This is a genomic window from Vibrio sp. RW, assembly GCF_027587105.1.
Lineage (GTDB): Bacteria > Pseudomonadota > Gammaproteobacteria > Enterobacterales > Vibrionaceae > Vibrio > Vibrio toranzoniae.
Map to the genome: position 1 here is coordinate 45,568 of NZ_JAPPTM010000003.1, position 26,908 is coordinate 72,475.

22 protein-coding genes are annotated in these 26,908 nt (G+C 44.4%); 12 read left to right on the forward strand and 10 right to left on the reverse strand.

Going from position 1 to position 26,908, the window contains the following annotated elements; genetic code table 11:
• The first annotated feature begins 2 nt into the window (after positions 1 to 2).
• Entirely contained in the window at positions 3 to 776 is a 774-nt protein-coding gene (locus OCT63_RS03195) for a PTS sugar transporter subunit IIA (RefSeq protein ID WP_161685146.1), read from the forward strand.
• Between the two features lie 28 nt (positions 777 to 804).
• Here the strand turns inward: OCT63_RS03195 and OCT63_RS03200 are convergent, their stop codons facing one another.
• The gene (locus tag OCT63_RS03200; RefSeq protein WP_060468969.1) at positions 805 to 1,644 is read right to left on the reverse strand and encodes a helix-turn-helix transcriptional regulator; all 840 of its coding nucleotides are present in this window, start codon (positions 1,642 to 1,644) and stop codon (positions 805 to 807) included.
• Between the two features lie 378 nt (positions 1,645 to 2,022).
• Here OCT63_RS03200 and OCT63_RS03205 point away from each other — a divergent pair, with 378 nt between their 5' ends.
• From OCT63_RS03205 to OCT63_RS03220, 4 genes are all read left to right on the forward strand, one after another.
• Positions 2,023 to 3,927 (forward strand): PTS fructose transporter subunit IIABC, encoded by a 1,905-nt coding sequence (locus tag OCT63_RS03205; protein WP_161685148.1) that lies wholly within the window; start codon positions 2,023 to 2,025, stop codon positions 3,925 to 3,927.
• Between the two features lie 110 nt (positions 3,928 to 4,037).
• Positions 4,038 to 5,255 carry a mannose-6-phosphate isomerase, class I gene (gene manA / locus OCT63_RS03210; RefSeq protein ID WP_161685150.1) on the forward strand — a complete coding sequence of 406 codons (1,218 nt, stop codon included), beginning with the start codon at positions 4,038 to 4,040 and terminating at the stop codon, positions 5,253 to 5,255.
• Positions 5,256 to 5,513: 258 nt separating this feature from the next.
• On the forward strand, positions 5,514 to 5,954 hold the full coding sequence (locus tag OCT63_RS03215) for a PTS sugar transporter subunit IIA (RefSeq protein WP_102280418.1): 441 nt from the start codon (positions 5,514 to 5,516) through the stop codon (positions 5,952 to 5,954).
• Positions 5,955 to 5,967: 13 nt separating this feature from the next.
• Positions 5,968 to 7,389, forward strand: coding sequence for a fructose-specific PTS transporter subunit EIIC (locus OCT63_RS03220; protein ID WP_269983178.1), 1,422 nt, complete (start codon positions 5,968 to 5,970; stop codon positions 7,387 to 7,389).
• A gap of 208 nt (positions 7,390 to 7,597) precedes the next feature.
• Here OCT63_RS03220 and OCT63_RS03225 read toward each other — a convergent pair whose 3' ends face one another.
• The 3 genes from OCT63_RS03225 to OCT63_RS03235 form a co-directional block, all read right to left on the reverse strand.
• Complete coding sequence (locus tag OCT63_RS03225; protein ID WP_269983179.1) at positions 7,598 to 9,103, reverse strand: putative bifunctional diguanylate cyclase/phosphodiesterase; 1,506 nt, start codon at positions 9,101 to 9,103, stop codon at positions 7,598 to 7,600.
• Between the two features lie 214 nt (positions 9,104 to 9,317).
• Positions 9,318 to 10,520 carry a GGDEF domain-containing protein gene (locus tag OCT63_RS03230; protein WP_269983180.1) on the reverse strand — a complete coding sequence of 401 codons (1,203 nt, stop codon included), beginning with the start codon at positions 10,518 to 10,520 and terminating at the stop codon, positions 9,318 to 9,320.
• A gap of 690 nt (positions 10,521 to 11,210) precedes the next feature.
• Positions 11,211 to 12,836 carry an ABC transporter substrate-binding protein gene (locus OCT63_RS03235; RefSeq protein WP_269983181.1) on the reverse strand — a complete coding sequence of 542 codons (1,626 nt, stop codon included), beginning with the start codon at positions 12,834 to 12,836 and terminating at the stop codon, positions 11,211 to 11,213.
• 174 nt (positions 12,837 to 13,010) lie between these two features.
• Between OCT63_RS03235 and mpaA the strand changes: the two genes are divergently transcribed.
• Positions 13,011 to 13,721, forward strand: coding sequence for a murein tripeptide amidase MpaA (mpaA, locus tag OCT63_RS03240; protein ID WP_161754007.1), 711 nt, complete (start codon positions 13,011 to 13,013; stop codon positions 13,719 to 13,721).
• Positions 13,722 to 13,796: 75 nt separating this feature from the next.
• On the opposite strand, the gene OCT63_RS03245 is transcribed toward mpaA, so the two are convergent.
• Entirely contained in the window at positions 13,797 to 15,764 is a 1,968-nt protein-coding gene (locus OCT63_RS03245) for an ORC-CDC6 family AAA ATPase (RefSeq protein ID WP_161754009.1), read from the reverse strand.
• A 105-nt stretch (positions 15,765 to 15,869) separates the two neighbouring features.
• The gene (locus OCT63_RS03250) at positions 15,870 to 16,214 is read right to left on the reverse strand and encodes a DMT family transporter (protein ID WP_161754011.1); all 345 of its coding nucleotides are present in this window, start codon (positions 16,212 to 16,214) and stop codon (positions 15,870 to 15,872) included.
• 393 nt (positions 16,215 to 16,607) lie between these two features.
• Between OCT63_RS03250 and OCT63_RS03255 the strand changes: the two genes are divergently transcribed.
• The 4 genes from OCT63_RS03255 to OCT63_RS03270 all read left to right on the forward strand — a co-directional run bounded on the left by OCT63_RS03255 (position 16,608) and on the right by OCT63_RS03270 (position 20,492).
• Positions 16,608 to 17,756 carry an S-(hydroxymethyl)glutathione dehydrogenase/class III alcohol dehydrogenase gene (locus OCT63_RS03255; RefSeq protein ID WP_161672013.1) on the forward strand — a complete coding sequence of 383 codons (1,149 nt, stop codon included), beginning with the start codon at positions 16,608 to 16,610 and terminating at the stop codon, positions 17,754 to 17,756.
• 156 nt (positions 17,757 to 17,912) lie between these two features.
• Positions 17,913 to 18,752: an S-formylglutathione hydrolase gene (fghA, locus tag OCT63_RS03260; RefSeq protein WP_269983182.1), complete on the forward strand. Its 840-nt coding sequence runs from the start codon at positions 17,913 to 17,915 to the stop codon at positions 18,750 to 18,752.
• 260 nt (positions 18,753 to 19,012) lie between these two features.
• The gene (locus tag OCT63_RS03265) at positions 19,013 to 19,414 is read left to right on the forward strand and encodes a hypothetical protein (protein WP_269983183.1); all 402 of its coding nucleotides are present in this window, start codon (positions 19,013 to 19,015) and stop codon (positions 19,412 to 19,414) included.
• Between the two features lie 340 nt (positions 19,415 to 19,754).
• Entirely contained in the window at positions 19,755 to 20,492 is a 738-nt protein-coding gene (locus OCT63_RS03270; protein WP_269983184.1) for an NUDIX domain-containing protein, read from the forward strand.
• Positions 20,493 to 20,640: 148 nt separating this feature from the next.
• Here OCT63_RS03270 and exaC read toward each other — a convergent pair whose 3' ends face one another.
• Positions 20,641 to 22,161, reverse strand: a complete 1,521-nt coding sequence (gene exaC, locus OCT63_RS03275; RefSeq protein ID WP_269983185.1) for an acetaldehyde dehydrogenase ExaC — start codon at positions 22,159 to 22,161, stop codon at positions 20,641 to 20,643.
• A gap of 327 nt (positions 22,162 to 22,488) precedes the next feature.
• Between exaC and OCT63_RS03280 the strand changes: the two genes are divergently transcribed.
• The gene (locus OCT63_RS03280) at positions 22,489 to 24,276 is read left to right on the forward strand and encodes a sigma-54-dependent Fis family transcriptional regulator (RefSeq protein ID WP_269983186.1); all 1,788 of its coding nucleotides are present in this window, start codon (positions 22,489 to 22,491) and stop codon (positions 24,274 to 24,276) included.
• Between the two features lie 14 nt (positions 24,277 to 24,290).
• On the opposite strand, the gene OCT63_RS03285 is transcribed toward OCT63_RS03280, so the two are convergent.
• Positions 24,291 to 25,142, reverse strand: coding sequence for a LysR family transcriptional regulator (locus OCT63_RS03285; RefSeq protein WP_161685204.1), 852 nt, complete (start codon positions 25,140 to 25,142; stop codon positions 24,291 to 24,293).
• A gap of 98 nt (positions 25,143 to 25,240) precedes the next feature.
• Between OCT63_RS03285 and OCT63_RS03290 the strand changes: the two genes are divergently transcribed.
• Positions 25,241 to 25,888 carry a glutathione S-transferase family protein gene (locus tag OCT63_RS03290; protein WP_269983187.1) on the forward strand — a complete coding sequence of 216 codons (648 nt, stop codon included), beginning with the start codon at positions 25,241 to 25,243 and terminating at the stop codon, positions 25,886 to 25,888.
• A 92-nt stretch (positions 25,889 to 25,980) separates the two neighbouring features.
• Here OCT63_RS03290 and OCT63_RS03295 read toward each other — a convergent pair whose 3' ends face one another.
• Both OCT63_RS03295 and OCT63_RS03300 read right to left on the reverse strand, forming a co-directional pair.
• Positions 25,981 to 26,193 carry a helix-turn-helix domain-containing protein gene (locus tag OCT63_RS03295; RefSeq protein ID WP_161672004.1) on the reverse strand — a complete coding sequence of 71 codons (213 nt, stop codon included), beginning with the start codon at positions 26,191 to 26,193 and terminating at the stop codon, positions 25,981 to 25,983.
• A 10-nt stretch (positions 26,194 to 26,203) separates the two neighbouring features.
• Complete coding sequence (locus OCT63_RS03300) at positions 26,204 to 26,752, reverse strand: DUF2975 domain-containing protein (protein ID WP_132743949.1); 549 nt, start codon at positions 26,750 to 26,752, stop codon at positions 26,204 to 26,206.
• Positions 26,753 to 26,908: the final 156 nt, after the last annotated feature.

Here is a 26,908-nt window from a genome sequence, read left to right on the forward strand (position 1 = left end):
TCATGAACGAGTATCAGATCACCTTCTTCGTTGACGATCCTGCCGCGAACTCACACGTCGCGCAGCCGCTTAGCCGCTTGGCAAAGAAGTTCAAAAGTACCATCCGTATTATCAACATCACTCAAAACCGAACGGCCGATCTCTCCAAGTCTGTCGCGATGTTGCAAGTGGGTCTACTTCGTGGCGATTTGTGCCAGATCACCGCGATAGGTATCGATGCAGAGCTGGCCTGTTTCGTTCTTAAAGATGTCATTGCTGAACATTACGCCATGGTTGGCTCACAAGTGAACCATGAGTTCTCGAACGACTTAATCCAGCGCATGCCGCAGATATGCCCACCTTGCGACATCAAGTGGCACCATGCCAAAGCACAAACCCAACTGACCAAGTTTGAATGTCTTAAAGGGCTTGCTCATTTAGTGTATCCAGAAGATCCGGATGAGCTGATTCTGGCGTTTATTAAACGAGAAGAGCGCTCGTCTACATGTGTGTCTCCAGGGATCGCACTGCCCCATGTGATGTTTGAATCGACCCAAGACCTCTCGATTGCGGTCATAGTCAGTGACGACCCAATTGACTGGGCCTCACGTATCGGCGAAGTACAGGTTGCCATCGCTTTGGTACTGCCTACCAAGCCACAACGAGAGCATATTGTGGCGGCTACCAACCTAACCAGAAACCTGCTTCACGATCAGGTCAATGAGCGTTTACAAAAGACTCGAAGCAGTGTCGACCTACAAGCTCTTCTCATGTACATCTCTTCACGTCTGATTTAAAACGACTCAACTAGAAAATTGAGCTTACCTAAATAGAACCGCGGTATTCGGTTGGGGTTCTTCCTGTACGGTTTTTAAATACTCGGCAGAAGTAGTTCACATCTTTAAAGCCGCAACGAACCGACACTTCATTGAGCTTGAAGTTGTACTTCTTAAGCATGAACTTAGCGCGGTCAACACGAACTCGCGTGATGTATTCGGCCAACGTCATATGGCCTTGTTGGCGGAACATTCGTGACAAATGGTTAGAGGAAATACTAAAGCGCGAGGCGATGCTATCTCGTGTGATGTGGCGGTGGAAGTTCTCTTGAATGTAGATACAAATACCTTGATACACATCCTGTACTCGACTGTGAGACTTCTCGACGGGCGCATCTAACATGGTTTTACTGTATTGCAGCAGCGCTTGCAGTAGCAGTTCATCCATCGGCTGCTTATTACTCTCGCGCGCTAACGAGCTGAGCGCCTCCAAAATGTTATCAATCGCAAACCCAGAACGAGTCTGAATACTGTGCTTTTGAATATCGTAGAAGCTTTCTTCCCCTTTGCGCTTGCTCACCAAACTTAAACCAAGCTGACGACGACCAAACAACATACTCAGCACCGAACAGTCAGTATCCCAATTGGGTTTATTCCAACAGTTAGGCGGGATGAAGATTGCATCTCCGGCTTTAGCAATAACGTTGGTGATCTTGCGGTCATGACTCTCCATTTCGTTTATATACTCTCCGTCTAGCACCAGCTCTAAACGTGGAAAGTTCACCTGATAACTGCATGCTGAAGGCGTATGAAAATCTCCAGCAAACCAGATGTTGTGAAACGGTTCTCGCTCGTTTAACACCGACGAGATTAGGTCATGAAATATCATTCTTCGAACTCTTATAGACAGCAATAAGGCTACGGGAATAGATATACTCCTTAGTGAAACATAGTGCTATTGAGCAAAATCACAATTTGAGATCTAAGTTACAAAAATCCAGTCGTGGAAATAAATCTCCAGTCAAAAATCTGGTATGGCACGTAATTTCTCTGATAACCCAACACGCGGCATCCCTTACAAATAAAAGCTTCACCACCTAGAAAACGTTGTCAACAGTACCCCAAAAACGCGCCACCAACCGATCAAAATCACACTCTATTTAGAACGCATCAATCATCCAGTAAATGCATTTTTTCTTCACTACAGAAGGCAAGCCGTAGATTCCAGAATACCCCTAACAAAATAAAAACAGAGTAGGGGTTCATTATGATCACGACATTGATCAATCAAGATTTGATTAAGCTTTCGCTTAGCGCTGATTCAAAAGAAGACGTATTTAAAGAGCTGATAGACGTGCTTTATGCGCAAGGTCGAATTTCAGACAAAACACAGTTTCTTGCCGACATTAAGGCGCGTGAAGAACAAGGTAATACAGGGTTTGAAGAAGGCATCGCCCTGCCACACGCAAAAAGTAGCGCGGTGATCAAACCCGCGGTTGTTATCGGCGTCCATAAACAGGGCATCGAGTACGGCGCCGATGACGGTCAGCCATCAAAACTGTTCTTTATGATTGCTTCTCCCGATGGTGGCGATAATCACCACATCGAAGTATTGGCAGAACTTTCTTCAAAATTGATTGAAGAAGGTTTTATCGAAAACTTCATGAATGCCGACTCTGAACAAGCAGCGTTAGAGCTACTGCTTACCAAACCTGAACCTTCAGCAACCGAAACCAACATTGAGAAGCAAGGTTTCATCATTGGCGTGACTGGTTGTCCTGCTGGCGTTGCACACACTTATTTAGCAGCTGAAGCGTTAGAAAAAGGTGCGGCGGCTCTTGGCTACGACATCAAGGTCGAAACCAACGGCTCTATTGGTGTTAAAAACAGCCCAACTCAAGAAGAGATTGAACGCGCAGACGCGATTGTGGTGGCTTGTGACAAGCAAGTCGACATGGCTCGCTTTGCCGGAAAACGCGTCATCTGCACCAACGTAAAAGCGCCAATCAAGGACACACAAGGCTTGATTAAACAAGCACTCAACGCACCTAGCTACCAAGCAGAGCAAGCTCCAACCAACCAATCTGTTGCAGAAAAAGCATCACAAGCGCGTTCAGATCTTTATCGTTACTTGATGAATGGCGTATCTCACATGATCCCATTCGTAGTGACGGGCGGCCTTTTGATTGCCCTCGCCTTAGCTATTGGCGGTGAGCCAAGTGAATCTGGCATGGCGATTCCTGCTGGCAGCATGTGGAACCAGATCCTAGAAGTGGGCGTCGTTGCCTTCACACTGATGATCCCGATCTTAGCTGGCTACATTGCTTACGCGATTGCTGACCGCCCAGCTCTAACCCCAGGTCTTATCGGTGGTTGGATTGCCAACAATGGCTCTTTCTATGGCGCTGACGCAGGCACAGGCTTCATTGGCGCAATCATCGCAGGTCTATTAGTGGGTTACTTCGTTAAATGGATTACTTCGTTTAACTACCACAAATTCGTTCAACCACTTGTGCCTATCATGATCGCTCCGATCACTGGATCTCTATTCATCGCAGGTCTGTTCATCTTCGTAATTGGCGCGCCTATCGCGGGGTTAATGGATGCTCTTACTGCGCTGCTAACTAGCATGAGTACAGGTAACGTGGTTCTGCTTGGCATCGTACTGGGTGGCATGGCTGGCTTTGATATGGGTGGCCCGTTCAACAAGGTGGCGTTCCTATTCTCGGTCGGCATGATTGCCAGCGGTCAAACTCAGTTCATGGGTGCAATGGCGTGTGCAATTCCTGTCGCTCCCCTAGGCATGGCTATCGCAACCAGACTTGGCCGTAAGTTCGACCTGTTCGAATCTTCCGAAATTGAAGCAGGTAAAGCAGCAGGCGCGATGGGTTTGGTGGGTATATCTGAAGGTGCGATTCCTTTCGCGGCGCAAGATCCGATGTCGGTTATCCCTGCCAACGTACTTGGCTCAATGACTGCTGCGGTAATGGCGTTCTCATTTGGTATTACCAATAGCGTTGCTCACGGTGGGCCAGTTGTGGCTCTACTCGGCGCAATGAACTACCCAATGCTGGCACTTCTGTGCATGGCATCAGGTGCGGGCGTGACTGCGGTTACTTGTATCGCGCTTAAAAATCTACGCAAAGCCAAGCTAACAGCAGCAGCGGCTTAAGCCATTTCAACTCCAATGGCTTGAGCCCTTCGACCCTACTGTTTTTAGTAGCTAATAGTTTTTTAGGAACGAATAGAGCTCAAGCCATGTTTCCCTTCATGGTGATTTCGATGTCTGATTTTTCTTTAGCGAACGATTCGTTCGTACAACGCTTTTTCTACCCTATGACTAACGTGATTCAAAACTACGCATGGGGTAGCCCTTCTTCGTTTAGCCAACTGTTTGGTATTGATAACCAGTCAGGTGAGCCACAAGCCGAGATATGGATGGGCGCTCACCCGAATGGTTGCTCAATGGTGAACGACAACGGGCAACAGACCACATTAGCGAGCTTGATCTCTAAGAACCTAAACCTGTTTCTAAGCGAGAAAGTGGCGAGTCGTTTTGGTGAGCTGCCGTACCTATTTAAAGTGTTAGCGGCGGAGAAAGCACTCTCTGTTCAAGTTCACCCGAACAAGCAGCAAGCGGAATCTGGCTATGCACTAGAAGAGCAGCAAGGCATTCCGATGACAGCGGGCAACCGTAACTACAAGGATCCCAACCACAAGCCAGAGCTGGTATATGCCCTAACCGACTACACGGCGATGAATGGCTTTAGGTCGATCAGTGAGATCCTTGAGCATTTTCATTACCTCGACATTCCTGAGTTACATTCGATGGTAAACGATCTCGCGGGCGATCAAACACCCAATGGCTTAGCCTGCTTTTTTGCGAGCTTACTGTCTTTGGAAGGTGAACAAAAAGGCATGACGCTTACGATGTTGCTCATGAAGGCCAAGCTTTCTGATAAACGTGTATTCCAATTGATTTCAGAACTGGAAGATCAATATCCAGGTGATGTCGGCTTGTTCGCTCCGCTACTATTGAACGTGATTACCCTAAAGCCGGGGCAAGCCATGTATTTGGATGCCGAAACACCCCACGCTTACATCAAGGGTACAGGCTTAGAGATCATGGCGAACTCAGACAATGTGCTGCGTGCCGGCTTAACGCCTAAGTACATGGACGTGAACGAACTGGTTTCTTGTACTCGATTTAATGAAAAGCCTGCGGACAGATTACTGCTCAGCCCGATTGAGCAAGGTGATGTGATGGAATACAAAATTCCGGTCGAGGATTTTAAGTTCTCTATCGTGCAAAACTCACAGCAACGACAGATCACTACCGAAGGCGCCGAGATCCTGTTGCCACTCGACGAATCCATGGTGCTCACTCATCAATGTGGTGAAACCTGCGTAATTGAGAAAGGCCAATCGGTATTCATTCCGGCTTATGCTGAGAGTTACAAACTGGATTGCGTTGGACGTGTGGCGCGCGCTTACAGCTAGCTCCATCACCACTAATCACACACTATCTATGCCCTGCTTTTGCAGGGCATTTTCGTTTCTGAAGAGGCCAGTCTACGTATCAAAAACATAAAAAATACGTCATCAAATATGACCCAACTCACACTGGATGAATGATGCAAATCACACTTAATTTTGCTGGATACAAATGTACAGTGAAGGGTTTTTATTTGCTATTTCTCGAATCGGGTTAATCCATTAATTTTAATTCAAGAACTTCAATAGTGAATGAGTTAATAAATGATCACACAGCTAACTAACGTCAACTTAATTAATAACAACCTTCAAGCGAATAATAAAAAAGAACTGTTTGAAGAATTGGCAGGCATGTTATTTGAGAACAACCGAATCAGTAATAAAGAAGCCTTCTTGGCCGACATTGAAATTCGTGAATCTCAAAGCATCACTTCAATGGACGGCATCGCTTACCCACACTCAAAAAGCAAGGCAGTAACTGAGCCAGCGATTGCTGTTGGTGTAAAGCGAGAAGGCATTGAGTATGGCGATGAAGACGGCATTAACCCGACCGTATTTTTTATGATTGCCTCACCAGATAACGGTGCTGACCATCATATTTATGTACTACAAGAACTATTTGGAAAATTCAGTGATGAATTTATTCAAGATATCCATAACGCAAAAGATGAACATCAAATCCTTAATATTTTAATTAATTCATAAGGCGTAGACAATTATGAGCCCCCTAGCAAATCAAGCTACGAATACCAGTAGCAATTCTAATAATAGTAGTAGCGACTATAAAAAAATCCTTAGTACCATGAAAGGTCACCTGCTTTTCGGTACATCACACATGCTGCCTTTTATCGTAGCCGGTGGTGTTCTGTTGGCTTTAGCGGTAATGGCATCGGGTAAAGGTGCGGTTCCAGCAGACGGCTTGCTGGCAGACATCTCTAACATCGGTATCAAGGGTCTTGTTCTTTTCCCAATCATTCTTGGCGGCTTTATTGGTTACTCAATTGCAGATAAACCAGCACTAGCGCCAGCGATGATCTCTTCTGGCATCATGGCTGATATGGGCGGCGGTTTCCTTGGCTGTATCGTGGCTGGCTTCATCGCCGGTGGTGTGGTGCTTCAACTTAAGAAGATCCCGCTGTCTACCAACATGACCGCGCTGGGTGCTTACTTCATCTACCCGCTGCTAGGCACATTAATCTCTGCAAGTATCGTACTGTGGGGCATCGGTGAGCCAATCAAACTGTTCATGTCTTCAATGAACGAGCTCCTAGCTTCAATGGCTGGTGCGTCTAAGATGGTTCTGGGCACAATCCTTGGTGGTATGACGGCGTTTGATATGGGCGGTCCAATCAACAAAGTGGCAACCCTATTTGCTCAAACTCAAGTAGACACACAACCGTGGCTTATGGGTGGCGTAGGCATCGCGATTTGTACACCACCTCTAGGCATGGCACTGGCGACGTTCCTATTCAAAAACAAGTTCTCTAAACAAGAGCAAGAAGCAGGTAAAGCGGCGGCAATCATGGGTTCTATCGGTATCTCTGAAGGTGCTATCCCGTTCGCAGCGAACGACCCAATGCGCGTACTTCCTTCAATCGTTGCCGGTGGTATCGTGGGTTGTGTGTTTGGCTTCATGACAGATGTTCTACTGCACGCACCGTGGGGCGGCCTAATCACTGCGCCAGTATCAAGCAACATTCCAATGTACGTGGTCGGTATCGCACTTGGCTCACTAACCACTGCGGTTATCGTTGGCTTCTGGAAACCAGTGGCAGTTGAAACAGAAGAAGACATGGTTGAAGCGGCGCCAGTTCAAACTCAAACAGCACCTATAGCAGGCGAAGGCGAGTACGACATCGTCGCCGTAACTTGTTGCCCTTCTGGTGTTGCACACACCTTTATGGCAGCGAAAGCACTAGAGAAAGCAGGTGCGGCAGCAGGCCTTAAGATTAAGGTAGAGACACAAGGTCAAAACGGCATTCAGAACCGCATCACCGACCTAGATGTAGCAAACGCGAAGCTGGTTATCTTGGCTCACGATATTCAAGTAAAAGACGCACACCGCTTTGCCAATGCAAACGTAATTGAATGCTCTACTAAGGAAGCAATGAAGAAAGCCGCAGACATGGTGACTATTTAAAACGTAAAGCCAACGGCAACGGAAGGCTAACTCGAAGAATCAATAAGTTAGTGATTGCTCTCTATTGATAAAGTAACTACCCCCTACTAAGAAAAATCCCAATTCGTTGACTAGACGAATGGGGATTTTTTATTCTTAGTTAGACCAACAGCATCCTTCTCGATACAAGTCATATTTCCCCCTGTCGCCTAGATAAAAAAGTAATCGGTTATGTTGTTAAACACGGTTCTATTTCAGAGGTGAGGCTTTCTTTTAACTGTTTGGATGGCATCGGATAGCCAAGATAATAACCTTGGGCTTGTTCGCAATTTAACGTTTTTAAAATTGACAGTTGTTGGGCATTTTCAACCCCTTCAGCCACCACTTGAATGCCAAAACCTCGAGCGATGTCAATGATCCCAGACGTTATAGCTCTAGAGCGATAATCATCTTCTAATCCATTGATGTAACTGCGGTCGACTTTAATCTCATCAACATCCAACTTGCTAAATATACCAAAAGAAGTGTAACCAACACCAAAGTCATCTATCGAAAAAGAGACCCCATGTTTTTTTAATTTTTGAACAGCGATTGCACACTGATCCACATCTTTCAAAATAGCGGTCTCAGTGATTTCAAGACAAAGTAAGCGAGCGAACTCGGGATCCGTGCGTAGATAATTATCCAGATAGTCCATGTCATCCACGCTATTTAACTCTATCGCTGAAATATTAACCGAAACACTATTAAGCACACTCCCTAGCAAGCTACAGGCTCTCAGTTGTGACGCAGTTTTTTCTAGAACTAACGTGGTCAAATCACGACAAAAATGATTCTCTTCGGCTAACGCGACAAAGATATCAGGTGAAACGACACCATAGCGTTCATGCGTCCAACGAGATAACACTTCAACGCCAGCGACGGAGTTACTTCCAATGTCGTATTTTGGCTGAAACACAATATCAATCGCTTTATCATCAATCGCTTTACGTAACTCTTGCACCATTTCTTGACGCTGACGTTCAATTTCAGTGAGTTTGGGGTCATGAAATTCAATCGTATTTTTACTTTTCTTTGCTTCAGTTAAAGCATGGGTCGCAGATGCCATGAGCTGCTTCGCATTATTACCATCCGACGGAAATAGCGCGGCGCCAATACAACAAGTGGCGTTGGTATTATAACGATAAGCACACTGGTTAAATCTACGATGTACGAGAGAAATGTAGGATTCAATAGCTTCTTTATCATTAAGTTTGACTAAACACGCAAAACCATCGGAGTGTACCCGTGATGAAAGAGGTTGATGCTCTACTGGAAGTTCAATGGATCGTGCGATGTCTTTTAAAAATGAATGAGTACTTTCGAACCCAATCTGATCAGCGACAGATTTGAAGTTATCAATATCAAGTAAAAAAAGGACATACTGGCCACTAGCTTGAGATTTGTTCAGTCTTTTGTTTAAGTATCGATAAAAAACTGATGGGCTGTGAAGCCCGGTTACACTATCAAGGTCGTTAGCGCTCTCTAAATCTCGATTATTTTTCCGAACCATTATCCATAATAAGGTAGAGGTTAAAATGATAAAGATCAGACCTTTGATTGTCTGTGCTAAGGCATGTTCTTGTAAGTCACTTGATAATGACTCAACCGCGAGATCAGAGAATAAAACCCATAAAAATGAAATTATTAAGTAACTGAGGGCTATATATACCGGCTGTTGTTTAACCTTACTCATCGTTAACTGCTGTCTCTCCATCTAATGTGTCATGATTTATGTGTTAAAAACTGCTCATAACGTAAATCGCAATCTACCGTTCGCGCTTTTATTTTAACCTTAGTTTGTCAATTTACATCATCGCTCTACGCGACAAAATCTTTCAGGGTTAAACATGTTAAGAACGACTTGTGTGAATATTAGACTCTCACTGAATACCAGCTCTTAAGTTAAACTAGGAGTTACTTACCGCTTTTGTTGATATCGAGTAATTTTCACATGATTCTTCAATCACAATCGTATTTCTTCCTTTGAGCTTTGCTTGATAAAGAGCTTTATCTGCCCGATCGACACAATCTTTCCACTTTTCATTTTCTGATAGTGAACTGATACCGAAACTTGATGTAACTTGCAGCGATGGATGCTCTTCAAGTCTAATCTGTCCAATGGCAGAGCGTAATTGTTCTGAAAGAGCTGCAGCTTGTTCAAGATTCGAGTCCGGTAACCAAATAAGAATTTCATCTCCTCCAAGTCTAAAAACCGTATTGGGTAAATCGACTATATTCAACACGGTTTTGGCTAAGGCTTTTATGGCGTCGTCACCAACAATATGCCCAAATTGATCGTTCACCTGTTTAAAGTTATCAATGTCTAATAATACGATACTCACCGGCTGGTGATTAACTTGTGTATGGTGCCTTTGTACCGCTCTGTCTAGAGCACGACGATTCTGTAATGTCGTAAGAGGGTCTTGTTGTGAAAGACATTGAAGTGAATGTACGAGCCTAGCATTAATTAGCCAAAGCATTGAAAAGGACATGGAGACAATTAAAATAATGCTAAAAATATACGAGAATTCATTCAAGTAATTGCCACTGATAACACCATCGGTCTCTTTCAATGAGAAGTATGACTTTGTCGCTCGGAAGAACATGAAGAGACTATAAATAATAAAGGTTAAAGCCATCATATTCACAGCTAAAGTGAGGTCTTTCTTTTTTCCATTAAGTATTACGGTGGCCGAACTTGCGGTTACAAAAGCCAAGTAAAGACTAATGGCAATGATACGACTTTTGATGGAAGGTTCGTAATAAGTAAAGTAAACAAAACTCACTAAAATCATGACTAAAGCTATGCGACTGTAACGGACAACTTCAAGTGAGTGGTTACGAAAGATAGTCAGGCTATGCAATACCAAATGAAAGCCATAGGAAATCGTGACGTTGGCAATAATAATGCTGATGAAATCAGGAATAACGCCTCTCAGATTCAACATCGTTGTACCAAGCCCAATCACAAATATGGATAATGAAAAGAGGGAAAGACCGAGTACTTTCTTTTGCGCTGACTGAAATAGTAACAAGCCGATACTAAAAGTTAGTGAGAAAACAATAAAAACGATACTTAGAGTTTTTATGTCTAACGGGAAAGGGGCCATATTTTTCCTTAAATATGATAGAATTTCATACCATTTTAACTTTACTGAGCATGGTATAATTTACTATCTTCCTACTCTCATTTGATTTTAGGTAATCAGGCCTGATTCGCATAAATGCACACATCCAAGCCTTAAATTCAGCGATTAATCATAACAAATTATAATGAAAATCACAGCTTCCATCCATTTGATCGCATCTAGCCAATTTGATTCGATAAAATTGAGTAGCAAGCCTGCTTCTTTCATCTGCTCCTCCGCCTTTTTAGCTCATTGATTCTGTGTTCATTCACCAACCGCAGGTCCAGTTTACCAACGAACTGTCATAATACTTTGCAAAGAGTCAGCCATCTCCATCTAAAGAAAATGTGTCGCTATTTAATCTTGTAATAAAGCGCTCATTAAACTAATGCTCTAGGGCGTGTTGATCTTTCGAGCTGATTTTTGCGGCGAGTTACTGGGTATTTATACAAGGCAGAGGCGTCGATGTGTAGCTAGCCTACATGAGAAGCCGATAACGTAGTAGAAATGACCAGCAAACGCTGCCCGAAGGGTTCGGCTAAAAGCGTTTTACTCTTTGTTGAGGGAGATTTGCTTAGAATGACTAGGCTACTTCCCCCTCGCCGCGATTAAAACGCTTTTATCTCGAACAAAATTTAACCACGAAAGGTCAACACGCCCTAGTCATGCTAATTACTCTTTGATGTAAAGATCCTTAGAATAGATTCGCCCTTCTACATTGTTCTTCGCAAAACCACCGACACTTGGTCGCACTAGGCGAGCCTGCATGTAGTAATAAATTGGCGCGATAGGCATATCTTCTGCTAGTAACTGCTCCGCTTGGTCATAGAAACCTTGGCGATCTTGCTCATTGGTTGCGGCTAATGCGTTGTCCATTGCAGAGTCGTACTTGTCGTTGTTGTAACGAGCAAAGTTCCCAGAAGAGTCCGAGCGCAATAGGCTCAAGAAAGTCGACGCTTCATTATAGTCGCCACACCAAGAGGCGCGCATCACATCAAAATCACCTTGACGACGGGATACTAGGTAAGACTTCCACTCTTGGTTTTCCAACTCAACTTGTGCGCCTAAATTGCCTTTCAGCATGGAAGCGATAGCCACCGCAATCGACTTGTTCGATTCACTGGTGTTATAGAGCAATTTGAAATCCAGAGGGTTAGATGCATCATAGCCCGCTTCTTTCAGTAGCTCTTTTGCTTTTTGATCTCGTTCCTTCTGAGTCCATGTGCTGTATTCAGGTTGTGTCGCATCAAAACCAGCCGTGTACTCATGAGCAAAGGTATAAGCCGGTAAGTTGCCCACCTGAGTAACACCATTGGTGATAACGTCACGCATCATAGAATACGACACGGCTTTACGCACTCGCGCATCATCAAACGGAGCTCGTGTAGTATTGAACGCATAGTAATAAGTGCACAGCAAAGGCACCGCGGTAAACGCATCTTGGTATTTGGTTTTAAGTTGTTGAGCCATGTGTGTCGGCACATCAGACGTGATATCAACCTCGCCCACCGCATAACGGTTGATCGAGGCATTCTGATTCTCAAACGGAATGTAGGTGACTTCAGTTAAGTGCGTATTTGCACTGTTCCAATATTTCGGGTTCTTCTTTAGCTCAATACGCTCATTCACCACCCACTCGTCTAAAACAAATGCTCCATTCCCCACAAACTGCTTAGGATCGTTCCATGGCTTGTCGCTGCTCTCTAGCGTTGCCTTGTGCACTGGCATCATTGAGGTGTGGCCTGTCATCGCCACAAAGTAAGGCACTTTACTATCGAGTTCGAACTTAACCGTGTGCTTGTCAACGGCAGAGATACCTAACTCTTCAACAGGCTTCTGGCCTTCGGCTACGTCTGCAATGTTGTTGATTTGGGTGAGCTTGAGATACCACACATTCGGTGATGCGAGTTTCGGGTCGACCGCACGTCTTATCGCATACACGAAATCATCGGCTGTCACCGGATCGCCATTCGACCATTGCGCGTCTTTACGCAGGTGGAATACAAACGTCTGGTTATCTTCGGTTTCCCAAGACTGTGCAACGCCTGGGGTAATGTTGCCATCACGATCTTGAATCACCAAACCTTCAAATAGGTCGCGTAGAATGTGCATCTCCGGCAAGCCTTCTGCTTTCGCTGGGTCGAGTGTCGCCGCTTCTGCATCGTTGGCACGCACCAAATGCTGCTCTTTCGCCAGAGAAGTTCCAGCAGGCAATGTTTCAGCAACGGCAGTTACTGATATAAAAGGGGTCAATAAAGATGAAATGAGTAAAGCCGTTGAATGTTTTTTAAAATCCATGTTTGTTTGCTCTCCTAGCCTATCTTTGAAGCAAGTAATAAAATTAACAATGCGACGGTTGACGAGTTTTGACGCTATGGTTTATTTAAAGGAGTTCATCTAGTGGGGCTTAGATAATGATTAATATAGCCAATAGTGAATACTTGATAGTACTTGATCAATCAGGAGATAAAGGTGAGTTTAATTCCAAGAACGGAAAGAGCTGCATTTTCAATAAAGCCGCTGTCATATGGAAAATCGGTCTTAGGCGCACCCTTGCTCTATTTCCCTGCGCAAGTAGAAAGCGAGTCTCGCGGGCTGATTTTAGCGGGCACACACGGCGATGAGACGGCTTCTATCTCAGGCTTGTCATGCGCGTTAAGAAGCTTGCCAGCCGTCAACTTGCAACACGATGTGATTCTGTCGATGAACCCAGACGGCAATCAACTAGGCACTCGCGCTAACGCCAGCCAAGTCGACCTAAACCGAGCCTTTCCGACCCAAAACTGGACAGAAGACGGCACCGTTTATCGCTGGAGTTCACACACACCAGTCAGAGATGTAAAAGTGAAAACGGGACAAGCCGACCAGCTTGAACCTGAAGTGCAGTCACTGATCAACCTCATTGAGCAGCGCCAACCTAAATTTGTCATTTCTTTCCACGAACCACTCGCTATGGTCGACGACCCAACCCGATCGGAACTCGCCACTTGGCTAGGCAAACAGTTCAACCTACCGCTCGTCGAAGACGTCGATTACGAAACCCCAGGCTCGTTCGGTACCTGGTGCCAAGAAAGAAACCTACCGTGTATTACCGTAGAACTACCACCTGTTTCTGCGGATCTGACTATCGAACAGTATTTGGAGGCATTTTTGGCGGTGTTGGGATGTGAGGGGGTTGGTTAAAGATGCTCACACAAAAAAGAGACTTTTGAAGTCTCTTTTGTGGGTAGGCTTTAACTTACACTTTATGTAATTTAGTTAAAGTTTAGGAGGAGAGCACTGAAAGTACTCAGTCCAGTAAGCTCTCCAATCCGAAGACAAGCTAAACAAGGGAATACCTCTCTGATGTGCTATATCTAACCAACCTTCACTGACCATAGGCTCCTGTCTCAAAGCTCGAGATATATTATTAGGAGCTTTTATGTTCTTCGAATCTGTAATTATGTATGTATTAATTGCTTTCGTTATTTCGCTGCCGCTACTTGAGCTATATCCCTGCTTCGCACGAACTACCAGACCCGCGAACACCATTGGTAAATAAAGAGTCCCTTTGATTTTTCTCGCTTCCAAGTACTTAGGAAGTTCATCAAGAATCTCATCATCAAAATCTAACTCTTTGATTGGATTTGAATAAAATTGTTTGGGCAAATTTATCTCCGAAGTGTTCTCAAAGAACGGTAGCAACCCCGTCTGATAATATCTATCTAAATCAAGAATAGAGCTTCTGTTATACATATTATCGATTAGCGGAACAGTTATGTAACTAGAATCATCACAGAGAAGTCCTTGAGGTTCATCTTTCGTATTTATTAGGTGCGCATAACAACCATAATCTAAGGAATACAGATTAAACTTCTGACTCTGTATTGAGCTTACAGAAACACCTTGCTTAATCAAGTGAATCACCCTAGCGTCAAACAAGAAATCAATTAGCGAATCATTCGTATCACTTTGCACTAAAAACGCTCTAGTTTTTTTATCAGCAATAACGGCACTAACAATCCATTCAAGTAGCTTAACGGCTTCTTTACGCGAATTTATGTCCTTGCTTTTTGAGGTCGTATACCAGTGCCTAGCAGCGTTGCGAATTCCTGTAACTCCAATCTTTCTCCCGTCAGCATACAATGATGCTTGAGATATAATATGAATTGCATCTCTAGGGACGCCTTCACTTGCTCTAGTAAATTCTTCTAGAGCGGGCTTATTCGTAAACACCTGAGAGATAAATGACTCGACATTATCTGGAACTACGCCACATTTATCAGATGCTTGTACATGCTTATAAATAAGGTTCTTAAAAAATTGTACCGATTTTTCACTATCACTATCAAAGACCATGAATTGGTCTAAATTGATTGAAGTAGAAGCGTCTGAAGCAACTTCTAAACCAATAAACTCCCCGCTGTCATTACATGTGCGGAAATTCGAACGATGCTCGATGGCTGCAATTTTTACCGTTATTGATGGAATAGAAAAAACTATTCGCCTAAGCATATCGGCTACGTATGGCTGAAGGTCTAGTGGAATCTCACTCCACTCATCTATCAATAAATAAAAGCTTTGCTCAGGTAATTGCTTAACAATTCGAGTCAATATTCTCGATAGAGCCCCAAAATGAATCCGAAGGGCTCTTTTACCACTTTCTCGCATTGTGGATGAATCGGAACAATTTTCCTGTTTACGATCTGAAATAGAAATACCAAGTTTTGGCGTTGTTGATAGCATCCCATTCAGGCTGTTAGTAGAGTCTTGCGAAACTGAACTGCTTGAGTTGGTCTCAACCTCAAACTGCCCCTCGACTGTCATATTGGTAGCTTCTTCAACGAAGCTATCTAACAAAGGAACTAAGATCGAAAGATCACACTCATCGTTATTATAACTTTCATCTAGAATCTGCTCTCTAACTTCACAAAGAGTATCTGACAATAATCGAGAAGCTCTTTCGCTGAGGGTTAAGTTTGTATCTGAATACATCCCACCTGTAGATCCCATCGTTCTCATATCGAGACTAACGGTAAGAACTCCTTGGTTTTGAGTGCCGTTCTTTAGATACCTAAGGAGATGTGTTTTACCTGTGCCTCGCCGTCCATAAATTATTTGGTTTTCAGCACAAGAAAATAGCGAAAATACAGAACCAACATGAACAAATGACTTCACCAAGTAATCATCTGGCTTGCGCTCCGCTCGCCTAGGCATTGTCACAAGTATTTCACTCAGAGATTTCATTCAGCTTGCTCCATTATTTTTATGTCACCACTATCATATAACGGAATCCATATCCCTGAAAACTAACCAGTTACTTTTGTCTACCAACAAACGAATATGAAACACTCAATGACTCACCGAGCTCGAAAACAAGTTAATAATCACCACACCAGCCAAAATCAAAGTGATACCGATGATCGCGAAGATATCGAGTTTTTGCCCGTAGACTAACCAAGACAGTGCTGCGACCAGCACTATCCCTGCTCCACACCAAATCGCATACGCCACACCCAAAGACATAGTCTGCACTGTTAGAGACAGTAGGTAGAACGCACAGACGTAGCCAACCAATACCGCAGCAGTGACAGGTAAAGAAGTAAATTGCTGCGTTTTAGGTAATAAAGAAGTCGCGACAACTTCAAGCACGATGGCGAGAGAAAGCATCACTGGTGGTGGGAGAGATAAAAGCATGTTTAAGTCCACAACAATAAAATACGGCATTCAGAATATTGTAATTTTATGTCTAATTCATGTGGTTTTCAGTAAGTAATTATTATGACGTACCCTAAAAGATCTTAACTATTAACTCCCCAACAAATAGGTCCTTAAATACGCATTCTTTCAACCAATAAAAAGGGCCGCTAACCATGGTTAACAGACTTAGTTCAAGCTCTTCCTTTCCGAATGTTTATTACAAATGTGTAATAATCATTTTCAATTTATAGGGATTATCAAAACCTAGAGTCACATCTATACTAGATCCAGCAAAACGAGAGAGCGGAAACAATTAGGCTCAACTACGCTTAACGGATTGAAGCTAATGGCACGGTTATCCGCAGTACTGACATATATAGGAAGCATCCAATGACAATCGACATTAAACCTGGTCAAACTCATATAAAATCAAAAGCAATGGTTGCATGGGCAGCTGGCGAGCCACTAAAAATGGAAGAAGTTGATGTACAACTTCCTAAAGCTGGTGAGGTTCTAGTTCGCATCGTTGCTACTGGTGTTTGTCACACTGACGCATTCACATTATCAGGTGACGATCCAGAAGGTATCTTCCCTTCAATTCTTGGTCACGAAGGTGGCGGTATCGTTGAAATGATCGGCGAAGGCGTGACCAGTGTTGAGATTGGCGACCACGTTATCCCACTTTACACCGCTGAATGTGGCGAATGTAAGTTCTGTAAATCTGGTAAAACTAACCTATGCCAAGCCGTTCGTGAAACGCAAGGTAAAGGCCTAATGCCAGACGGTACAAGCCGCTTCTCTATCAATGGCGAAACAATTTTCCATTACATGGGCTGTTCTACTTTCTCTGAGTACACGGTACTTCCAGAAATCTCACTAGCGAAAGTAAGCAAAGAAGCACCACTTGAAGAAGTTTGTCTTCTAGGTTGTGGTGTGACTACAGGTATGGGCGCGGTACTGAACACAGCTAAAGTTGAAAAAGGCGACAACGTTGCTGTATTCGGCCTAGGTGGTATCGGTCTTTCTGCAATCATTGGTGCTCGCATGGCTGGTGCTGACCGCATCATCGGTGTTGATATCAACGAGAGCAAATTCGAGCTAGCAAAACAGCTTGGCGCGACAGACTGCATCAACCCAATGAACTTCGACAAACCAATCCAAGACGTTATCGTTGAGATGACAGACGGTGGTGTTGAGTACTCTTTCGAGTGTATCGGTAACGTAGATGTTATGCGCTCCGCACTTGAATGTTGTCACAAAGGTTGGGGCGAATCAGTCATCATTGGCGTTGCCGGTGCAGGCCAAGAGATCGCAACTCGTCCATTCCAATTAGTAACGGGTCGTGTATGGCGTGGTTCTGCTTTCGGTGGTGTTAAAGGCCGCTCTGAGCTTCCAGAAATCGTAAATCGTTACATGGCGGGTGAGTTCGGGCTTCAAGAGTTCATTACTCACACAATGAGCCTTGATGAAGTAAACGACGCATTCGACCTAATGCACAAAGGTGAATCTATCCGTACTGTTCTACACATGGATAGATAATACCCCATAGTCTTGGCACTTAGGTGTCGAGACTACAGTTCTGACTTAAACATCAGAGCGAAACTGTCTTCACCACCTCCTGCCCGGTGGGTGGTGAAACTTTAAGTGATATAGACAAATTTACTCCCAAACCATCAACCTAACGGAGCACAATAGATGACAATCGAAAACATTAGCCAAGCAAAGGTTGCTGGTGGTTGGCACAAACAATACACCCACTTTTCTGCAACGCTTGACTGCAACATGCGTTTTGCGATTTTCTTGCCACCCAACGCAAGCAAAGAAAACCCAGTTCCTGTTTTGTATTGGTTATCAGGCTTAACCTGTACCGATGAAAACTTCATGCAAAAAGCCGGTGCTTTCAAAGCTGCGGCTGAGCAAGGTATTGCTATTGTCGCGCCCGATACTAGTCCGCGCGGCGAAGGCGTTGCCGACAACGCAAGCTACGATTTAGGCCAAGGCGCAGGCTTCTACGTAAATGCCACTCAAGCACCATGGGACAGCCATTACCACATGTACGATTACGTGGTAACAGAGCTCCCAGCGCTGATTGAGTCTTTCTTCCCTGTGACATCTGTAAAATCAATTTCTGGTCACAGCATGGGTGGACACGGTGCCTTAACGATTGGCATTAAAAATGAAGATAAATACCGTTCTATCTCGGCATTCAGCCCAATCACCAACCCAATGCAATGCCCTTGGGGACAAAAAGCATTCAACCAATATCTAGGCTTAGATATTGAAGAGTGGAAACAGTACGACGCCTCTGAGCTTCTAAAAACCAAAGGCACTAAACTGCCAATGTTGGTAGACCAAGGCGAAGCAGACAACTTCTTAATTGAGCAGCTAAAGCCTGAGCAATTGGTCGAAGCAGCTAAGGTAACCAATGCCGATTTAGAGCTACGTATGCAGCCAGGATACGACCACAGCTACTACTTCATCTCTAGCTTTATTGATGAGCATATTGAATTCCATGCCGCTTACCTAAACAAGTAATCACCGTTATTTAGCCCACACCTTGCAACCGTAAGGTGTGGTTTTTGTTCCTGTTATTTACTTACACTCATCAATCCAAACCTAGGGGTGTTAGCAGAGAGTAGTGAACCAAGATTTAAAACAAAAAGTTATGAACAGTGAGTCAATCCGTTCAAACTTCCTAACAGACTGGTATCGCCTTCACTTATTCATACTCTTACAATCAGCAAATCAAACCTGTTACCATAACGTCTTCAACATCACCTATTTTGAAGGTTGCTATGAAAGCAATTAAGACTTTTTTCTTCCTGATGGTTTTACTGAGCGGTCTGTTTACCGCTTGGCTGTTTATCCCGATTCCAGCGACCATGGACAAGCAAACGCTTGATGTTCCATTGACGAAACCATTCAAGCTTGTGGCATATCGCAGCAACCCAAATGATGCGAGCAAGCCGCTCACTTACCACTACTATGTGATTTCAGATGTGGTTGGCGTGGACGACATGGACCCATTTCTGATTACCACAGACCAGTTCGTGAAGCTTGGCGAATTCGACGAGAACACGTTCAATTTAACGGTTAACGGTAAGATCGAGAGCTACACCAACGATTTGTGGATCAAAAAATCTGACGGCAAGCTTCAGCACTGGTACGTAAGTGTTGATGCAAACTATATTCGTTAGAGTAAACCTTAGATAAGATTTATCTTCAGACTGCGCTTTGGCTTCCAAGCGCAGTTTTTGTTTCTAGCCTCCCCAAAGCAGGTCTCACAAGCCATGCAGGTGTCATAAGCTCTACAGATGTTATAAGCTCCACCTATGCTCGACTCCCTATAATACCAATCGTAGTAAATAACTGGTCACCCTAGCTTGCTAAAACGCTCGATAACTGCGTTATAATTTTTGATTGTAGAATAACTACTTATCGAAAAATTCTGCCTTGTTCTCAAGCCTTTTTTCTGCGCTATTTTTGATCACTTACTTACTGTGATTGGTATAAATCAAAAATAATAAAGGATCACCCGTGGAATTTACGCTCGACAAATTTAACGGCATCATCATTGACCCAGAGACAGCGCCTCAAGATGCTGATTCATTCAACGCCGAACTTAGCGAGATAACCCAATTTTCTAAACAGAATAACAAGGGCATTATTTGGATTAGTCTACCTATTTCGCTCTCACACCTCATTCCGGTAGCGACCGAACTTGGCTTTGTGTTCCACAACTGCTTGGAAGACGAAATCACGCTGATCCATAAATCCGAGATTGTGGAGTTTGTGCCTTTCATCCCAACCCATACCTTGGGTGCAGGCGCGTTGATCACCAATGAACACAACCAAGTGCTGATGATCAAAGAGCACGGCATGACAGGCTACAAATTACCGGGCGGCCACATTGAACTTGGCGAGGGTATTGAAGAGTCTGTGGTTCGAGAAACACTAGAAGAGACAGGCATCGAAGCCACGTTCGTGTCTGTGGTTGGCATGGCGACAAGACATCCATATCAGTTCGGTAAATCGAACCTCTACTTTGTTTGTCACCTTACTGCTCAAACCCAAGAGATTGCGATTCAAGATACCGATGAAATTGCAGAAGCAAAATGGGTCGATGTAGAAGAGTTCATCAACAACGCTGAAAACTACCCGTTCAACCGCCAAATGGTCGGTTCATTGATTGGCAAACAAGGATTAGAGCTTACCCAGCTAGAAGGCAACTACGGCCCAACTCATAAGCCCGAGATCTTCTTTTCGAAAAGCTAGAATACTTCAAACATAAAAACGCCCAACTCTAATGAATTGGGTGTTTTGGTTTTACTTTCACTTTTTATTTTTCTTGATCAAGCCGACTGCGTTGTTAGTTATTCTTTGTATCCATGATTCATTCTCATACTTTTAGAACGAACCTGTATTAGAAGAAGCCCAACGGATTAGTATCGTAGCTAATCAAGAGGTTCTTGGTGTTTTGGTAGTGATCAAGCATCATCTTGTGTGTCTCACGACCGATGCCCGATTTCTTGTAACCACCAAACGCCGCGTGTGCTGGGTAAGCGTGGTAACAGTTCACCCAAATACGACCCGCTTCAATGTTGCGCCCCATGCGATACGCGAGGTTTGCATCACGCGTCCAAACACCTGCACCCAAGCCATATTCGGTATCGTTGGCAATCTCTAACGCTTCTGCTTCATCTTTAAATGTCGTTACCGCGATAACAGGACCAAAGATCTCTTCTTGGAAGACACGCATCTTGTTATTGCCTTCGAGCATGGTTGGTTGAATGTAATAACCATTACCAAGATCATCCGGTTGCTGCGCAATTTCACCACCGGTTAGCACTTTCGCGCCTTCTTGGCGGCCAATCTCTAGGTAGCTCAGAATCTTATCGAACTGCTCTTTAGAAGCTTGTGCGCCAACCTGCGTATCAGTATCTAACGGGTTACCTTGTTTAATAGTTTGAGCACGCTCGATCACCTTGGCGATGAACTTGTCGTAGACCGATTCATGGATCAGCACACGTGATGGACAAGTACACACTTCACCTTGGTTGAAGAACGCAAGTAGCATCCCTTCGACACACTTATCTAAGTATTCATCTTCATGGTTAAAGATGTCTGGGAAGTAGATGTTTGGAGACTTACCACCCAGCTCAACCGTTGATGGAATCAAGCTTTCAGCCGCACATTTCAGAATATGATGTCCAACTTCTGTTGAACCAGTAAAGGCCAATTTCGCCAGACGATCACTGGTTGCTAACGCTTGACCTGCTTCGCTACCAAAACCATTCACGATATTCACTACGCCTGCAGGCAGAAGATCGGCTATCTTCTCCATCATCACCAAAATTGAGGTTGGTGTTTGTTCGGCGGGCTTCATCACCACACAACAACCCGCCGCTAGCGCAGGTGCCAATTTCCAAGCTGCCATCAGGATTGGAAAGTTCCAAGGAATGATCTGCCCTACGACACCAATTGGCTCAGGGAAATGGTAGCTTGCGGTGTTTGAATCGAGCTCGGCTGCGCTGCCTTCTTGCGCTCGAATACAGCCCGCAAAATAACGGAAGTGATCGACAACTAACGGGATGTCTGCCGCTAAGGTTTCACGCACAGGCTTGCCGTTTTCCCATGTTTCAGCAACCGCGATCTCTTCGAGGTTCGCTTCAATGCGGTCGGCAATTTTAAGCAAGATGTTCGAACGTTCTGTCACACTGGTTGCCGCCCAACTTGCACGAGCAGCATGCGCCGCATCGAGCGCTAAGCTAATGTCTGCCTCAGTTGAGCGCGCGACTTGGCAATACACCTGACCATTCACGGGGGACGTATTATCAAAATACTCGCCGCTGACAGGCTTCACCCACTCACCACCAATAAAATTGTCGTATTGGGCTTTAAAGTTCACTACTGCGTTGTCACTACCCGGCTGTGCGTAAATCATAGTTAGATCCTTCTTTGATTTGTTGTTCGTTATTGAGCGAGAGCTGTCTTATTTTTGTGGCGACTTCTCTTGAGAAAAGAACTCATGACAAGATGCCCATGTTTATGCTTTTTGTTTAAAACACTGATACTTCGTATTTTCTTCACAACAAGAACAACGCAAATCACACGCCAGAACTACAAACCTTGTTGTTAATATAATGTAAAACTATGATTAACAAATGTTTACAACCCAAAGTGAGTTGGCATTGAACGGCCGTATGGAAAACACTCCAGTGTTCAACTGTTCCAATTTGGTACACTCTCACTGTTACGACATGGAACAGTCATGCACCTTCAACAAGCAAACACCTCAGATTGGCTTTCGTCCTCTTGGCATCGCAGCACAGAAGCGGGGCTAAAACAGAGACGTCTTCCCGAAGATATTCGCCTGCCTCAATCGATTCTTAAGCAGCGACGTCATCAATCCTCAGACTTGATTCAAATCGTCGAGCGTAATGCTCTACCTCTGTTTAACCAGATGTTTGCACGCACCGACAGTCGTTTGATTCTGACCGATATTGAAGGGGTGATTCTAGCGAGTTGGGGGCAAGAGCGGTTTAAGGAAAAGCTGACTTCGATTGCACTCAGCTCTGGAGCGTGTTGGCAGGAACAACTCAAAGGCACCAACGCGATTGGCACTGCGATTGTGGAAGCAAAACCCGTGACCATCATTGGTGAGCAGCACTTCATCCACCAGCATCGGTTTATCAGTTGTTCAGCAAGCCCGGTGTTTGATCATCAAGGGCAAATGGTTGGCGTATTAGACATCACTAGCGAGCAGCAGCAACACGATAGTTCGGTGCAACTGCTAGTTCAAAACATGGTTCAGCTTGTTGAGAATCAGTTATTGAGCCATATTCCACAAGGCACCACTCGTATTGATCTTGCATGTGAAAAGTCGTTATTGCACAGCGGTTGGCAAGGGATTGTGATAGCCAATGAAGCCGGAGAAGTGGTGGCGCATAATCAGGTTGCCTCTCAACTGCTGGATCAAACCTCGATCGTTGGTGAATGCATCGACACTCTCTTTAATCGAACCTCATTAGACACGCCCTTTGTATTTGAGAAACAGCACCTCAAACAACCAACTGAAAAACGCACTCGCTCTATCTCAGCATCGTGTGACTTGCACCATGGCGAACAACAGATAGAGCACGCTTGGCAGCAAGCCAATAAGGTAATCGACAAAGGGATCAGCCTCCTAATCTTAGGAGAAACGGGGGTTGGAAAAGGCGAATTTGTTAAAGCATTACACAAGCAAAGCCAGCGTAAATCCTCGCCCTTAGTTGCAGTGAATTGCGGTGCGCTACCGAAAGATCTTATCGAATCTGAATTGTTTGGTTACGCCCCGGGGGCTTTTACTGGCGCAAGCCACAAAGGATTCCAAGGTAAGATCCGCCAAGCAGATAAGGGAATCCTGTTTCTAGATGAAATTGCCGATATGCCATTAGAGGCTCAGTGCCGACTGCTGCATGTCCTGCAAGACAAATCCGTGGTACCTGTGGGTTCGAACCAAAGCTACCAAGTTGATTGTCAGATCATCGCTGCCACCCATAAAAACCTAGAGCAGTTAGTCGCAACTGGAGAATTTCGACAAGATTTGTACTACCGCCTGAACGGCTTAGCCTTCACTCTGCCTAGTCTGCAAAACCGACAAGATAAGCACGCCTTAATCGAGCACATTCATCGTAAATACGCCGAAGCTGAGCAGTCAATTTGCCCGCACCTAATGAGTTTGCTGTGCGCCTATTCTTGGCCGGGTAATATCCGCGAGTTAGACAACTTACTGAAAGTCGCTGCTCTATTGGCAAGTGACGAACCACAGCTCACGCTAGAACATGTTCCAAGCCACCTTGCTCAACACCTCACGTTGTTAGCGCAAGATAATCAACATCAACTGACGACTTCTAATGCCATCAAAGGAACAGCGAATAACGATTTAAGAAGCACCGTTGAAGAAACCTTGTTGCAAACCTATCAAGCCAACCAAGGCAACATCAGCAAGACTTCGAGAATACTGGGTATCAGCCGCAATACCATTTATAGAAAACTGAAAAACTTGGGGATTCTTTAGGAAGTGCGCGGAAATTACTCAGAGTCCAACTCGACAAGTTGATTGAGTACTTCTTTGTCTAATACAGGATGATGCTTACTCGCTAAGATCAGCACAATATCCACCGAAGGCAGCTGTGGCATGTCGTCAAGGATTTTCAAATCTGGAGTCACACTGAGCTTTCCCATCGCACCAATCGCTAATCCTGCTTTTACGATTGCCCGCTGCGCTGAAGCCGTATTGCTACAAGCCAACAGTTGATAAGGCGTGCCCTGCTTGGTTAAGCCATTCACGGCCGCAGCGTGGTACTTACAATCGGTTTGGAACAGAGCTAATGGCACCGGCTTGGAATCATCAAACGCATAATCAGGGCGGCTTATCCAAACGCCCACATCATGAGTAAGCCAGTATCCCTCTTCGCTGTCGGGCGCTCGGGTGACTATCGCGGCGTCGAGCCTGCCATCATCCAACCACTCTCTCAGCGTAATGCTTGGTAGGCTAAATATTTGAATGGAACAGGTAGGTTCTGCTTGCTGCAACAGGTGAATCACTTTCGGCAAAATAGTGTCGTTATAATCTTCAGGGCACCCCAACCGAAGCGGCTGTTTGTCTTCATAACGCTTCACTTGTTTAAGCGCAATATTATGGAGTGCGACCAACTGCTCCGCATGAGAACGCAGCGCTAAGCCCGCTTCAGTAAGCACTAAATTTCGCCCCTCTTTTTGAAAAAGAGTGACGTTAAGCTCTTCTTCTAACTTACGCATCTGCGCACTAAATGCCGACTGGGTGCGATTAATCTGTTTCGCGGCACGAGTGAAGCTGCTGGTTTCCACGAACGCGAGAAAGCCTCGCAAAGCATCAATATCCATATTGAAATCACCACCCATCGTTTTTATTAATGTCTGTCATCAAAATTATCCGTTAGTGCGCCGCAATACAATCCCCTAAGCTCAAATGCATACCCACCAAACGCAAGGAAGCATCTATGCAGCTTTATATCGCAAACCAGAACTACTCAACTTGGTCACTTCGCGCATGGCTCATATTCGACCATTACAACCTCAACGCAGACATTGTTAAGCTCAAGCTGTTCACCTCAGATTTTTACGACACGTTAGCGAAAGTGACACCAACGGCTAAGGTTCCAACTCTGGTCGATGGTGATGTCGCGGTGTGGGATTCACTGGCGATTCTCGAATACGTTAACAATGCCTATTTGAATGGTGCGGCATGGCCAGCTTCCGTTGCAGAGCGCGCCCTCGCCCGTGCAATCTCGGCAGAGATGCACTCTGGATTTTTTAACATCAGAAATGAGCTACCAATGAATTGCCGAGCCAAAAGAAAGCTCACGCTGAGTGATGGCGCACTGAAAGACATCGCTCGCATCGATGCAATATGGTCTGCACAAATGGAGCAATACCCAGAGGAATGGTTGTTCGGTGAATGGTCGATCGCCGATGCAATGTTTGCCCCTGTCGCCATCCGAGTACAAACTTACGGCATTGAGCTTTCTGAAAAAGCAGCACTGTACCAACAACGCGTGCTTAACAGCGCATCAATACAAAAATGGCAAGCCGAGGCGAGCTTAGAAACCGATGTGGTTGAAGAGGATGAGGCGGGCAAGCCTGTATAGATAAATCAATATGAGTCTCGATAAGGCATCGAGACTCATTCACTTTTTGGATAGAAAAAGTTTCCTATCAACGATTCTACAGAAACACTGTCTTAATGGTCATTGAGTTCAAACTCCAAAATATCACCTGGTTGGCACTCGAGAACTTCACACAGCTTGTCGAGTGTCGAAAGCCTTACCGCTTTAGCTTTGCTATTTTTCAATACTGATAAGTTGGCTTCAGTAATGCCAACTTCTTTTGCCAATGTCTTTAATCGCATTTTTCGTTTGGCCATCACAATGTCTAAATTAATGCGGATAGTCATGACAAGTCCTTTAAATCGTTTGGCTATGTTCGTCAGCCAGAATATAACCTTCTTTCATCACCCATGAGATGATCAAAATAATTATACCCAATATCAGTGTTAAAAAGTCCATACCAACAAAACCAATCACGAAGATACGTTCACCTGGTGGATTATTGAACGATAAGATCACTGACATCAATGAACCATAGATAATTGAACCTAAAACCCAATAGAACAAGCTATATCCCAACTTCTGGTAAGACATTGCGTTTTCTAAAGAGAAGATTTCGCCTCGCTCATAGTTGCGAAATAAACGTATCAGAACCGTTAGTGCATACATTAGGACGCTGGACATCGCCAAGCTTGTAAACATTGCGATGATTCTTGTAGTCATAGTGAGTGGTGAGGTAGTGAAGTGCTCTATGTCGAGAGAAAACTGAATAATGCCCATTTCACTAAGGAAGTCATAGGGAGTCTGAATGGTTAGCCAGAAGTAACATACTATGATCGGAGTGAGTACAAGAAAGAACTGCAGTAGCATTCGCACACGGCGGCTTTGTTTTTGGATGTTAGACATACTTATATTCCTATTGATTTGATAGAAGAATATTAAGATCAAAACAAACGATGATCAACAAAACATTATCGAAAAACGATAATTTATTATTTATTTGCAATATTTCAATGAGTAAGGATTACATAGTCCTTTATCTACAACACAATAATTTAATCG